The 12,397-nt window shown below is 63.2% G+C and carries 12 protein-coding genes; 7 read left to right on the forward strand and 5 right to left on the reverse strand.

All coding sequences use genetic code 11. The features are described 5' to 3' along the window. Positions 1–10: 10 nt before the first annotated feature. Positions 11–1,066, reverse strand: coding sequence for a glycosyltransferase family 4 protein (locus JQ629_RS03585; protein WP_212411235.1), 1,056 nt, complete (start codon positions 1,064–1,066; stop codon positions 11–13). Positions 1,067–1,201: 135 nt separating this feature from the next. On the opposite strand from JQ629_RS03585, the gene JQ629_RS03590 reads away from it, so the two are divergent. From JQ629_RS03590 to JQ629_RS03610, 5 genes are all read left to right on the forward strand, one after another. Further along, a complete protein-coding gene (locus JQ629_RS03590) occupies positions 1,202–2,602 on the forward strand; it encodes a TAXI family TRAP transporter solute-binding subunit (RefSeq protein ID WP_212411237.1) in 1,401 nt (466 codons plus the stop codon). Positions 2,603–2,828: 226 nt separating this feature from the next. Beyond that, positions 2,829–3,512 (forward strand): L,D-transpeptidase, encoded by a 684-nt coding sequence (locus tag JQ629_RS03595; protein ID WP_212266724.1) that lies wholly within the window; start codon positions 2,829–2,831, stop codon positions 3,510–3,512. A gap of 246 nt (positions 3,513–3,758) precedes the next feature. After that, positions 3,759–4,736 (forward strand): Bug family tripartite tricarboxylate transporter substrate binding protein, encoded by a 978-nt coding sequence (locus JQ629_RS03600; protein ID WP_212411239.1) that lies wholly within the window; start codon positions 3,759–3,761, stop codon positions 4,734–4,736. Between the two features lie 333 nt (positions 4,737–5,069). Beyond that, positions 5,070–5,435 (forward strand): GYD domain-containing protein, encoded by a 366-nt coding sequence (locus tag JQ629_RS03605; protein ID WP_249134799.1) that lies wholly within the window; start codon positions 5,070–5,072, stop codon positions 5,433–5,435. Positions 5,436–6,009: 574 nt separating this feature from the next. Beyond that, positions 6,010–7,578: a DUF4403 family protein gene (locus JQ629_RS03610; RefSeq protein WP_212411241.1), complete on the forward strand. Its 1,569-nt coding sequence runs from the start codon at positions 6,010–6,012 to the stop codon at positions 7,576–7,578. Between the two features lie 166 nt (positions 7,579–7,744). Here the strand turns inward: JQ629_RS03610 and JQ629_RS03615 are convergent, their stop codons facing one another. The 4 genes from JQ629_RS03615 to JQ629_RS03630 all read right to left on the reverse strand — a co-directional run bounded on the left by JQ629_RS03615 (position 7,745) and on the right by JQ629_RS03630 (position 9,962). After that, positions 7,745–7,957 carry a dodecin family protein gene (locus JQ629_RS03615; RefSeq protein WP_192738120.1) on the reverse strand — a complete coding sequence of 71 codons (213 nt, stop codon included), beginning with the start codon at positions 7,955–7,957 and terminating at the stop codon, positions 7,745–7,747. 192 nt (positions 7,958–8,149) lie between these two features. Further along, positions 8,150–8,707, reverse strand: coding sequence for a PRC-barrel domain-containing protein (locus JQ629_RS03620; RefSeq protein ID WP_212266732.1), 558 nt, complete (start codon positions 8,705–8,707; stop codon positions 8,150–8,152). Between the two features lie 139 nt (positions 8,708–8,846). After that, positions 8,847–9,224 carry a PRC-barrel domain-containing protein gene (locus JQ629_RS03625; RefSeq protein WP_212266734.1) on the reverse strand — a complete coding sequence of 126 codons (378 nt, stop codon included), beginning with the start codon at positions 9,222–9,224 and terminating at the stop codon, positions 8,847–8,849. 132 nt (positions 9,225–9,356) lie between these two features. Next, positions 9,357–9,962, reverse strand: a complete 606-nt coding sequence (locus tag JQ629_RS03630) for a hypothetical protein (protein ID WP_212411243.1) — start codon at positions 9,960–9,962, stop codon at positions 9,357–9,359. A gap of 184 nt (positions 9,963–10,146) precedes the next feature. Between JQ629_RS03630 and JQ629_RS03635 the strand changes: the two genes are divergently transcribed. Beyond that, a complete protein-coding gene (locus JQ629_RS03635) occupies positions 10,147–10,899 on the forward strand; it encodes a response regulator (RefSeq protein WP_212411245.1) in 753 nt (250 codons plus the stop codon). A gap of 2 nt (positions 10,900–10,901) precedes the next feature. Continuing rightward, positions 10,902–12,224: an ATP-binding protein gene (locus JQ629_RS03640; RefSeq protein WP_212411247.1), complete on the forward strand. Its 1,323-nt coding sequence runs from the start codon at positions 10,902–10,904 to the stop codon at positions 12,222–12,224. The last annotated feature ends 173 nt before the right edge of the window (positions 12,225–12,397 follow it).

Here is a 12,397-nt window from a genome sequence, read left to right on the forward strand (position 1 = left end):
GTAGATTGAACTAACCCTGTACGGCGCTGGTGCCGGGGATGCGGCGCGCCGGCAGCGTGGCGCGGCTGGGCTGCAGCGCGGCCAGATTGCCGATGAACTGACGGGCGCTGTTTTCCCAGGAACGCCCGAGCGCAAAGTTCCGGCAGGCCTCGCGCGACATCGTCAGCGCGCGCAGGCAGGCGCTGCGCAGATCCCAGTCCAGCGCGCCGACCGGATGATCGGCGATGACGTCCAAGGGCCCGGTGACCGGAAACGCCGCAACCGGCGTGCCGCAGGCGAGCGCTTCCAGCTGCACCACGCCGAACGTGTCGGTGAGGCTCGGAAACACAAAGACATCGGCGGCAGCGAGATGCGACCTGAGATCCTCGCCCTTCTTCTCACCGAGGAAGACGGCGTGCGGATATTTCTGCGCCAGCTGCGCCCGCTGCGGCCCGTCGCCGACAACGACTTTCGTTCCCGGCAGATCGAGCGCGAGAAACGCCTCGAGATTCTTCTCGACCGCAACGCGGCCCATGGTCATGAAGATCGGCCGCGGCAGGTCGATCGTGGCCGGGCTTTCAGGCGAGAACAAATCGGTGTCGACGCCGCGCGTCCAGAAACCAAGCTTGCGAAAACCGCGCTCGCTCAGCTCCTGCCGCAATGAAGCGGTCGCGACCATCGTGGTCGACGCCGCCGCATGAAAATGCCGCAACAAAGCGTAGCCGACGCTGGCCGGGATCATGGTGCGGACCGCGACATATTCCGGGAAGCGCGTGGTGTAGGACGTGGTGAACGCAAGCTTGTGGCGGCGGCAATAGCCGCGCACCGCCCAGCCGATCGGGCCTTCGGTCGCGATATGGATAGCCTCCGGCGCCGCCGCCTCGATCCGGCGCGCGATCTCGCGGCGGTTCGGCAGCGCGATGCGCAAGCCGGGATAGGTGGGAACGCCGACGGACGGAAATCCGTCGGGGGTCAGGAAGCTGATCTCGGCGTCAAGCTTGGACGCACTGCGCGCCAGCGAGGTTAACGTCCGGACCACACCATTCACCTGCGGATGCCAGGCGTCGGTTGCTATCAATACCCGCATGTCGGGACCCCGGGGTTATCCATGATTCTCACTTCCCGACGTTGGTTCATGGATATTTCAAGCGTATGACGTCATCGATCTGTAAGGATGTTTTTCCCGTCGCCCCGGCGCTTTTTCGTGTAACGTGACAGTACGATGTCAAACCCGAACGCAGATTCCGCTCCATCCCGCCCGCGCCGGAAGCGAAAGAACTATGCGCTGCTGGTCCTCGCCGCCGGAATTTTCGTTTTCGGCGCCGCCGCCGCCACACTTTATTATCTGTTGCAGCCGACCACCTTGCGGATCGCGGTTGGCCCTCCCGGAAGCGACGATCAGAAACTGATCCAGCTGATGGCGCAGACCTTCGCGCGCGACCACAGCTCGGTTCGGCTGTCGCTCGTTTCGACCCCGGGCGCGGCCGAGAGCATCGCGCTGTTCAATACCGGCAAGGCCGACCTTGCGGTGGCGCGCGGCGATCTGAACCTGCCGGCCAATGCCGAGTCGGTCGCCATCCTGCGCAAGAACGTCGTCGTGCTGTGGGCGCCGTCAGGTCTCGCGCCGAAAGGCTCGAAGAAAACGCCGGTGGCCAAGATCAAGAGCCTCGACGAACTCGCCGGACATCGCGTCGGCGTCGTCGGACGAACGGAGGCCAACGTCAAGCTGCTGCGCACGATCCTGACCGAGGCCGGTATCAAGCTCGACAAGGTGACGATCACCCAGTTCGGCGTCAATCAGCTCGCCGAGATGGCGCGCGACCAGGCCGTCGACGCGTTCATGACGGTCGGCCCGCTCAACAGCAAGATCACCGTCGACGCGATCAACGCCACCGTAGCGGTCCGGGGCGAACCAAAATTTCTCCCGATCGAGGTGTCGGAGACGATTGCGAAGAAGCACCCGGTCTATGAAGCCGAGGAAATTCCCGGCAGCATCTTCGCATCATCGCCGGCACGCCCTGAAGACAAGATCGATACGGTCAGTGTCAACCATTTGATCATCGCGCCGAAATCGCTGGCTGACACCGCGGTCGGCGCACTCGCCCGCCAGATCTTTACCCACCGCCAGCAGCTCGCACGCGAATTGCCGAGCGCCGCGCAAATCGAGAAGCCCGACACCGACAAGGACGCCGCCTTGCCGGCGCATCAGGGCGCCGCCGCCTATATCGACGGCAACGAGCGCACGTTCCTCGAAAGAAATACCGACTATCTCTGGTTCGCGATCATGGTGTTCTCGGGCATCGGCTCGGCATGGGCATGGCTGCAGCATTACTGGAAGCGGGAAGAGCGCGAGCAATATTCCGAGCATCGCGACAATCTGCTCGACCTGATTTCGAAGGCGCGCATGGCTGAAACGCCCGAAGAATTGTCCGAGATGCAGGGCACGGCGGATGCCCTGTTGCGCGAGGCGCTCGACTGTCACGAGGACGGTGCGATCGAGGACGGGGATTTGGCCGCGATCGGGCTGGCGCTCGAACAATTCCACCATGCGGTAGCGGACCGTCGCGCCACGATCGGCACGGTCGAACCCGACATGCAGCGGCTGCGGGCGCTGCAGAGCTGAGCAAGAACGGCGGCTTTTTCTCCATTTTTTTAATGCTTTGCGCACGAACTGCGCCCCGCTGCCGTCCCCAAAGCTTGCGACGAAGCCGTCCTGAAACAATTCCCTAACGCGACGAAACCATTTTGGCGGCATTGTGCAAATGTCCTGAAACGGTTGGCCTGTACTGGTTTGCCTCAACGACGCGCTGGAACTGGCGCGACAGGGCGCAAACTGAAGGGGACGACCGATGTTCAACTCATTCAAACTGAATACCCGCCTCGCCGCCGCCGCTTTCGGCGCAATCGCGATTGGCGCTACCGCATTTTCCGCACCCGCCGCCGCAGCCCCGCTGCCGCTGTTTCCCTTCTTCATGGCGCCCCCGGTCGAAGCCGCTCCGCCGCCGGTGGCGGTTGCTCCCTCGCAGGACGAAGAGCGCTTCGAACTGCCCGCCCGCCTGCGCCGCCAGGTCGTGAACTACAACACCCGCGAAGCTCCGGGCACCATCATCATCGACACCCCCAACACCTATCTTTATCTGGTGATGGGCAACGGCCAGGCGATGCGCTACGGCATCGGCATCGGCCGCGACGGGTTCACCTGGTCCGGCACCCAGACGATCACCAAGAAGGCGGAATGGCCGGCATGGACGCCGCCCCCGGAAATGATCGCCCGCCAGCCCTACCTGCCGCGCCACATGACCGGTGGCCCGGGTAACCCGCTCGGCGCGCGCGCGATGTATCTCGGCGGCACCATCTATCGCATCCATGGCACCAATGCTCCGGAGACGATCGGCACCCGCGTTTCCTCCGGTTGCCTGCGCCTCACCAATGAAGACGTCAGCGACCTCTATTCGCGGGTCAGCGTCGGCACCAAGGTGATCGTGCTGCCAATGACGGATCGCCGCGCCGACCTCGGCCGCACCATCCGCTAAGACCCAATCTTCGAAATCCAAAAACGGCTCCGGCGTTCGCCGGGGCCGTTTTTGCGTTGCGGAGTTCGCTACCGCCAGTCCAATCCTCCAAAAACATCTTCGCGCACGGCCGAAGTGCGATATGTTCCTTGAGAATTCGGCAATAAAAAGCAACGACGCCGTCGGCTGGCAGCACCAGGAACAGCCGGCTGTGTTCAGCGGTCAAAAAAGGCGGAATGACGCCGCTGTCGATTGTAGGGAGGATTCATGAAGCTTCAGCGCCGTCGATTTTTGAATCTGGCAGCGGGTGCTGCCGCGTTCCCGGCCGCTTCGCGGATGGCGCGGGCGCAGACCTATCCGTCGCGGCCGGTTCGGATCATCGCCGGGTTCGCTGCCGGCGGCATCGTCGACATCCTGGCGCGCATCATTGGCCAGGCCTTGTCGGAGCGCCTCGGCCAACAATTCATCGTTGAGAACCGTCTCGGCGCCGGCAGCAACATCGCCACCGAAGCCGTGGTTCGCGCGTCTGCCGATGGCCATACGCTGCTCCTGATCAGCGTCGGGAACGCAATCAGCCCGGCGCTTTACGACAATCTCAATTTCAATTTCATCCGCGACATCGCGCCGGTCGCGGCCATCATGCGTGTGCCGAATGTCATGGAGGTGACCCCTTCATTGCCGGTCAAGACGGTTCCCGAGCTTATTGCCTATGCCAAGGCCAATCCCGGCAGCATCAGCTACGGGTCGGCCGGCATCGGAACCTCCGTCCATGTCTGCGCCGAGTTGTTCAAGCAGATGACCGGCGTCGACATGGTTCATGTGCCGTATCGCGGCATGCCGGGCGTGCTGACCGACCTGCTGAGTGGCCGAATACAGGTCGCCTTCGATAACGTCTCCAACTCGATCGAACACATCAGGGCTGGCAGACTGCGGGCATTGGCGGTCACAACCGCAACACGCTGGCATGGCTTGCCGGATACCCCGACGGTAGCCGACAGCGTGCCGGGCTTTGAGGCGAGTGCGTTTTTCGGCGTTGGCGCGCCAAAGGACACGCCAGCCGAAATTGTTGCCCTGCTCAACAAGGAAATCAACGCGATCCTCGCCAGCCCTGTGGCAAGGGCGCGGCTTACCGATCTTGGCGGCACGATGCTGTCAGGCTCGTCTGCCGACTTCGGCACCTTCATCGCCGATGAAACCGAGAAGTGGGGCAAGGTGATCCGCACCGCAAACATCAAGGCGGAATGACTCAGTCGGCACTTCGCCGACGATTCCATAAGCCCATACGGCTGCAGCGCGCTGGCGATTTTCATCGCGCGCTTCTTCCTGCGCCGGACCGATCCTTCGACGCGAGCAGGGATCGTCGGCTTCGATTTAGGATTGAGCCGAACGCTCTCAGGCCGAGCGCTCTTCCGCATGACGCGTGATTGATGTAGGCTAACCGGCAGCCGCAAGCGGGCAGTGCCGAAGGCCCGTTGGAGTTCTAGCGGTATTTTGCCCACGGCGGGCTTGCAATGTTCATCTCACGTTTTGGGGGGCCGATCCGTTTTCAATGGAGTCGGCAGGGAGGCGTGCGCCTCGTTGATCAAACACACCCAACAGGAGAACATCATGCATTTTTGTATGACAGCACAGTATACGCCTCAGGCTCTCAACAAGATCATGGAAAATCCCAAGACCAATCGCCATGAAGCGGCGAAGAAGCTGATCGAAGCAGCTGGTGGCAAATTACTCTCGATGTATAGCACCGCTGCAGATGGTCCCGGCGTTCTGGTAATCTTCGATGTACCTGACCCCAATGCAGCACCGGCCATTTCGGGCACGGTGGTGGCATCCGGTGCCATCCACAATGTACACCTCACTCGTTTGTGGACGCAGGATGAAATCACGCTGGTTCGCCAGAAGGCGGTCCAGCTTCGTGGCTCATACACGCCGCCCGGCGGCTAGTCCGCAGAAGAGCCCAACGGGCGCGCGCAAAGCGCGGCCCGTTGGGCGCCACGCGTAACTCCATCCTGCGCCGACGACGAACGATCGTCGTCCGAGATCGATGTGCGGAGATTTTGATGAGGATGATCGCGCGGAGGCTTCGCGTTGCCTTGGCGAAGCCGGACGCCAGCGAGCCGTCGCCCAATCCAGCCTCACGGACAGGATCAACCTCAGCGTTGCTGAGGCCTTCGTCAACGTCGGCTCGCTGACTTCATTGAATCTACACATCCGTCGCTGCCCACGCAATTTGCATGTGGGCGCTTTTTTCTCGGCGCCTCGATTTCTTCGGCTAGGCAATCCGCCAAACCTCGCCCGGTCCGATCAAGCAATCGCAATTATTAGTGAGCGCCGCAAATCGCATGGCGTCTGCCGCCATCGTGCCGTTAATCCGCCATCTCGCCAAGCCTTGTTGCCTTGTCCGCACGCCGCTACGGCGTGCCCGGTATTAACGGATTAACGTGATGAGTTCCGGCCCACTCTGGCGCCCCCCTCGCCGCCCCTGTAAGAGAAGTAGTTCAATCGGTCCGGGGGGACGATGCGTCTGCCGATGCATTCCAAAACGATCCTGATCGGGGCCGCGGTAATCGCGGTCTCGTTTCTGATCAGCCTCAAAGCTATGGATTGGCTGGCGCCGAGCGGCACGGTCAAGCCGCCGGTGCTTGTCGAATTGCCGCCGCTCGCTCCCGCCCCGCGCAGCTCCACCGTGATGGCGCCGATCGCGGTGGCGCTGACGGCGATCCGCGACGCCGCCGATCGCGGTTCGCCGCGCGCCTTCAACGGCAAGGCGGAAAATCCCATCTCGCAGATCCTGCAGAACGCCGATATCGGCTGGACCGCCTCGCGCGGCCCGATCGCCGCGACCGGCGGGCAGGACCTGCTGACGCTGACGACGCCGCTGACCGGGACGCTTAACGTCACCGGTTCGCTGTCGGCAAAGGCAACGGGGGCGGTTGGCGACGCGCTCGGCGGCCTGCTCGGCGGCAACGTCGCCAAACAGATCGGCAGCGTGAACATCAAGAACCTCAACGCGTCAGCCGAGATCAAGGGCAATGTCGTCATCACCGCGCGGCCGAAGATCGCCGCCGCCTGGCGCATCGAGCCCAATCTCGCCGCGCAGGTGAATCTGGGCGACACCAGCGTTACGATGGCCGGTGCCCGCATCAACGTGCCGGCCCAGGTCAAGCCGCTGATCGACAAGACGGTCGCCGATCAGATCAACCTGGTGCAGGCGCGGATGCGTAACGATCCCGCGTTTGAGAACAACGCGAAGGTGCAATGGGCCAAGGCCTGCCGCTCGATCCCGCTGCAGGGTACCAGCGCCAGCTCATCGCTGCCGGCGCTGTGGCTGGAGCTGCGGCCGACAAGGGCGATCGCAGCCCAACCGCGCGTCGACGCGCAGGCGCTGATACTGACGCTCGGCATCGAGGCGGAGACCCGCATCACCCCGGTCGAAACCAAACCCAGTTGCCCGTTCCCCGCCACCATCTCGATCGTGCCGCCGACACCGGGCCGGGTCGCGATCGGCGTCCCCGTCGACATGCCCTTCACCGACATCAACAAGATCGTCGAGGCGCAGTTCGCCGGAAAGACCTTTCCCGAGGACGGTTCGGGTTCAGTCGACGTCACCGTGAAGCGCGCCACGGTGGCGGCATCCGGCAATCGCCTGCTGATTTCGCTGTTGGTGAACGCCAAGGAGAAGAAGAGCTTCTTCGGCTTCGGCGGCGAGGCCAACGTTCATATCTGGGGCAAGCCGGTGCTCGATCAGGCACAGCAGACCCTGCGGCTGACCGATGTCGAACTCGCGGTCGAGTCGGAAGCGGCGTTCGGCCTGCTCGGCGCCGCGGCGCGCGCGGCGATGCCACATCTGCAGAAGGCGCTGGCGGACAAGGCCACCGTCGACCTCAAGCCGTTCGCCAGCAATGCGCAGAAAAAGATCGCCGCCGTGATCGCGGACTTCCAGAAGAACGAGGACGGCATTCGCATCGCCGCCGAGATCACCAAGCTGAGATTGGCCGACATCGCCTTCGATTCGAAAACGCTGCGCGTGATCGCGGAAGCCGAAGGCGCCATCAATGTGTTTGTGACCACGCTGCCGGGATTGTGAGAGAACAGCTTTATCCGTCGTCATGCCCGGCCTTGTGCCGGGCATCCACGTCTTGACTTCCAGCAAGCAAGAAAAAGGCGTGGATGGCCGGGCATAGGCTAGCGGAAGCGACGCCGTCCTTCGGACAGCTATGCCCGGCCATGACGGTGGTGGGTACCCGCGTATATCAACCTTCGAACTTGAACGAGACTTTCACCTTGGCGCGGTAGGCTTCGACCTTGCCCTTGGCGTCCAGTTGCAGATCGAGCTGCACGATTTCGGCGACGCGAAGATTGCGCAAGGATTTGCCGGCCCTCGCGACGGCCGCGGTCGCGGCCTTTTCCCAGGAGTCCTTGCTGGTACCGATCAGCTCAATCACCTTGTAGACGCTCTCAGCCATGTCGTCCTCCCGTTGATGTTACAGGCAGGACTTAAGGTGCTCCTGCCGCGCCTCAGCCTAACATCGCAATTTCAGGCCTGATAGGATGCGGTGCAGCAATTGCACGTAGAGCGAGCTTCAGCAAAACAAAAGGCCGGGCGGCAATGATGCCGACCGGCCTTTCCAGATCAGTCGTAACTTAAGGTCGCGAGCCTAGTTGGTCGTATATTTGAACTCGCTCATCGCCTTCAGCTCATCCTTGGTCGCGCTGAGCACGGCGTGATCCGGATACCAGGGATTCGGCTTTGCCGCAGGCGCCGTGGCCGCACCCGTGGTCGTGGTCGATCCCGGCCGTGCGCCGCCGCTGGCGGGCGTATTTGCGGCGCCGGTATAGGCGACGGGCTCCATCACGAACTTGACCTTGTCGAGCGGCACCGCAACCAGATGCTCGCCTACGCCGAGGAAGCCGCCAACGCCGATCACGACGGCCTTGATGTCACCGCTCTTGTCGGTGAGCAGGTCGTTGATCGAGCCAAGGCTTTCATTCTTGTCGTTGTACACGCTCAGGCCGACCATCTTCGAGGCGCGCCAGGTGCCCTGGAACGACGAAGACATGTCCGACGCTGTCGCAGGCGCTGGCGCCTTGCTCATTTCAGCGGCGGGCGCAGGTGCCTTGCTGGTTTCAGCGGGAGCCGTCGGTGATTGCGCGAACGCGACAGTCGCAAGCAACGCAGAACCGGCCAGGCCGGCGATGGTATATTTGGCTAACATATCGGTTCTCCTCAGTTTCGAAATCGTGCTGAGAAAACCCGTGACATGAACAAGTGTTCCAATGGAACATGCGACAACAGTTCTCTTTGGACGCGCTTTCTTCACCGCGAACCCGGTACCCACTTCGCTCGAGAGCGCTCTAGAAGCCGCTCCAGTATGGCGGCATGCCGTAGTAGCGATGCAGTTCCGCTTCCTGCGCGCGATCGCCCCAATCGAAATCCTTGTCGGCACGGAACGAGGGCGCGCGCTTCAACTCTTCATCGTCGATGTCGAGTTCGTAAGCTTCGAATTTGGTGTTGTAGCTGAGCCGGCCCCAAGGCAACGGAAGCAGGTTGGTGCCCATGCCCAGGAACCCGCCGAAACTCAACACGGCGTAAGATACCTTGCCGGAGATCTTGTCGATCATCAGCCGTTCGATATGCCCGATCATGTCGCCGTTCGGTCGTCGCACCGCGGTGCCTTCGACACGATCGCTCGCGATCAACTGATGCGGCTTGGTCATGACGTCGATTGCCATCGGACCCTCCACACATAAAATCAATGATCTAACGCTCCAGCCGGTGGCCGGTTCCCGCACCGCAAAATGAGACAGCCACCCTTCCCTTTCAGCAAGGAAGGATGGCTGCGACGTATCGCTGCGTTGGCTAGATCAGCTTTGGTAGTCGATCAGCAGCGCCGAGAACGAGGCACTGGTGCTCGATGTGCTCGAGCTGCCGGTCGCGCTGTAGCTCGTGGATGACGACGCCGACAGTGATTCCTGCAGCGTCTGCAAAAACTGCTTGAGGATGTCGTCGAGCGAAGTGGTGCTCGAAGACGTGTCGTCACTCGAGGACGCGCTATCAGCGGGCGGCGGACCGCCGGGAGGCGGACCACCGGCGCCGCCGGGACCACCCGGTCCGCCCGGACCACCCGGTCCGCCAGGACCAGCCCCGCCGGGGCCATTGGCGAACGCGGCCTTGAAGACGCTCTGCAATTCGGTGGCCTGCTCGCTGGTCAGCTTGCCGCTGGAAACCTGGCTGCTGATCAGATCGTCGATCTTCGACTTCATCTCCTCGGGCGAGGGCCTCGTGCCGCTGGCCTGGTCGCTGGCCCGGCTGGACTGCATCGCCGAGTCGATATCGGTCAGTGCCGCCGACAGCGCATCCTTGTCCGACGAGCTGATGACGCCGGAATTGACTTCCGACAGCAACTCGTTCTGCAACTTCTGAAGGGGCGACTGGTAGGACTGGGCCGAGGCCGCCGAAATCGAGGTCATGATGGCTCCAAAGTTTCGTAGCAAGCGGTGGTAAGAGACGTCACGACCGTAGGGTTAACGGTCTTAACGAGGTCTTTGCAGCCGCTCCCTGACCTGTTGCCCCGTATTTCCCGACTCCACCTTGGAAACATTGGGAAACAAAAATCCTTCGCCCGCACCCCCGAATCACCGACAAAAGGTCGACATGGCCCAGGCACAGCCCAACATCCTCGTCGTCGAGGACGACCGCGAGACGCGCACGCTGATCGCGAAATATCTGCGCAACAATTCCTGCAACGTCACGACGGCGAACGACGGAAGGGAGATGGCCCGCGCCATGACCGACCATCGCGTCGACCTCTTGATCCTCGACGTGATGCTGCCGGGCGAGGACGGTCTCAGCCTGTGCCGCAAGGTGCGCGCGACGTCGCAGACCCCGATCATCATGCTCACCGCGCGCGGTGAGGACGTCGATCGCATCCTCGGCCTCGAGATGGGCGCCGACGATTATCTGCCCAAGCCGTTCAACCCGCGCGAATTGCTGGCGCGGATCAACGCGGTGCTGCGCCGGCAGGCCGCCGCGCAAACCGCCAGCGCGGTCGAAGGCGCGAGCGTACTGACATTTCTGGGTTGGCGGATCGACTGCCGCTTACGCGAGCTGCGCAATCCCGAGGGCGCGCGCGTCGCCATGACCAGCGCCGAATTCGACCTGCTGCGGACCTTCTGCGAGCGGCCCGGCCGCGTGCTGTCGCGCGACAGCCTGCTCGACCTCACCCAGGGCCGCAACGCCGGCTCGTTCGAGCGCTCTATCGACGTGCTGGTCAGCCGCATCCGCCGCAAGATCGAACCGGATCCGCTGGAAGCCACCATGATCAAGACGGTGCGCTCGGGGGGCTACATGTTCACGCCGAGAGTTGAAGCGACAGGAGTCGAGGCGGTGACCGCCGGCGGCAGGTGATCATGAAGCTTTTGGGCTTTCTGAATCTTCGCGGCATCAGCGGCCAGATCGCGGCCCTCGTCATCGTCTCGATCGCAGCGCTGCATCTGATCATCACCGCGGGTTTCTGGCTGCACCGGCCGGACCAGCCGGATCCCTCGTTCGACCGCGGGCACGGCCAGCTTGCCAGCGCCGTCCAACTGCTCGGCGCGGCGCCTGCCTCCGAACGGCCGCGGCTGTCAGGCGACATCGCGCGCGCTTTTCCGCAACTCGGGATCCAGATCCTGCCGCCGGGCTTGACGCCGGAGGCGCGCGAACCCGAGGGCTTGCGCGGCCTGCAGCGGCGGCTCGGCCGCGATTATCGCATTTTTGCGCTGCCGCCTGACGGAGACGTCCGCAAGATCGGCGTTTCCCTGCCGGACGGCGCGATGGTTTCGGCGAACCTGATGCCGGACCAGCACCGGCCACCCTTCCTGGGCGGGCCATGGATGATGACGCTGCTGTTTGCGGTCATCAGCGTCACCCTGCTCGGCCTGTGGGCGGCTCGCGCGCTGGCGGCGCCGCTGTCGTCGTTCGCAAAGGCCGCCGAAAGCTTCAGCCTCAATGGCGCGGCGGCGCCGCTGCCCGAGCGCGGGCCGGAGGAAATCCGCTCGGTCGCACGAGCGCTGAACCGGATGCGCGCGCGCATCACCGGCCTGATCGACGATCGCACCAAAATGCTCGCCGCCATCAGCCACGATCTGCGCACGCCGATCACACGGATGCGGCTGCGTTCCGAATTCATCGAGGACGAAACCCATCGCAGCCGCATGCTTGACGATCTCGACCAGATGCGTTCGATGCTGGAATCGGTGCTGTCGTTCCTGCGCAACGACCGCAGGCTTGAATCGATGACGCTGGCCGACGTCGCCAGCACGCTGCAGCTGATCACCGATCAGTTCGGCGATATGGGGCGCAAGGTCGCCTATGACGGCCCCGCGCATGCGATGGCGACGGTGCGGCCCGACGATCTGCACCGCAGCGTCACCAACCTCGTGGAAAATGCCGTGCGGTTCGGCGCCGAGGCGACCATTCGTCTTCGCGTATCTGATGACCAGATCACCATCGACGTCGAAGATGACGGCCCCGGTATTTCGGATGCGCGGAAGCAGAACATGCTGGAGCCGTTCGTGCGCGGCGACGACGCCCGCAACATGGATGAAGCCGCGGGCTTCGGCCTCGGCCTTTCCATCGCCAACGCCATCGTGCTCGCCCATGGCGGCACGCTGTCACTGCACGACCGGCAGCCGCGTGGGCTGGTGGTGCGCATCCAGCTGCCGGTTCATCAGCAGAGCGTTGCGGCGTAGATTCTGGCGGATGAGCCTGGTCACCTCGCCCCGCTTGCGGGGAGAGGTCGGATTGCGAAGCAATCCGGGTGAGGGGGTACAGGTCCCTCTGCTGCCAACGCTCGCTGATAGAGCCCCTCACCCCGACCCTCTAAGAGCGAGCTTCGCTCGTCTCGACCCCGCAAGAGCGGGGA

The organism is Bradyrhizobium sp. AUGA SZCCT0222 (assembly GCF_018130205.1).
Lineage (GTDB): Bacteria > Pseudomonadota > Alphaproteobacteria > Rhizobiales > Xanthobacteraceae > Bradyrhizobium.

Coding starts and splice junctions, on each gene's coding strand:
- JQ629_RS03585 (WP_212411235.1), bottom strand. CDS start 1,066: ATGCGGGTATTGATAGCAACCGACGCCTGGCATCCGCAGGTGAATGGT.
- JQ629_RS03590 (WP_212411237.1), top strand. CDS start 1,202: ATGTCAAACCCGAACGCAGATTCCGCTCCATCCCGCCCGCGCCGGAAG.
- JQ629_RS03595 (WP_212266724.1), top strand. CDS start 2,829: ATGTTCAACTCATTCAAACTGAATACCCGCCTCGCCGCCGCCGCTTTC.
- JQ629_RS03600 (WP_212411239.1), top strand. CDS start 3,759: ATGAAGCTTCAGCGCCGTCGATTTTTGAATCTGGCAGCGGGTGCTGCC.
- JQ629_RS03610 (WP_212411241.1), top strand. CDS start 6,010: ATGCGTCTGCCGATGCATTCCAAAACGATCCTGATCGGGGCCGCGGTA.
- JQ629_RS03615 (WP_192738120.1), bottom strand. CDS start 7,957: ATGGCTGAGAGCGTCTACAAGGTGATTGAGCTGATCGGTACCAGCAAG.
- JQ629_RS03620 (WP_212266732.1), bottom strand. CDS start 8,707: ATGTTAGCCAAATATACCATCGCCGGCCTGGCCGGTTCTGCGTTGCTT.
- JQ629_RS03625 (WP_212266734.1), bottom strand. CDS start 9,224: ATGGCAATCGACGTCATGACCAAGCCGCATCAGTTGATCGCGAGCGAT.
- JQ629_RS03630 (WP_212411243.1), bottom strand. CDS start 9,962: ATGACCTCGATTTCGGCGGCCTCGGCCCAGTCCTACCAGTCGCCCCTT.
- JQ629_RS03635 (WP_212411245.1), top strand. CDS start 10,147: ATGGCCCAGGCACAGCCCAACATCCTCGTCGTCGAGGACGACCGCGAG.
- JQ629_RS03640 (WP_212411247.1), top strand. CDS start 10,902: ATGAAGCTTTTGGGCTTTCTGAATCTTCGCGGCATCAGCGGCCAGATC.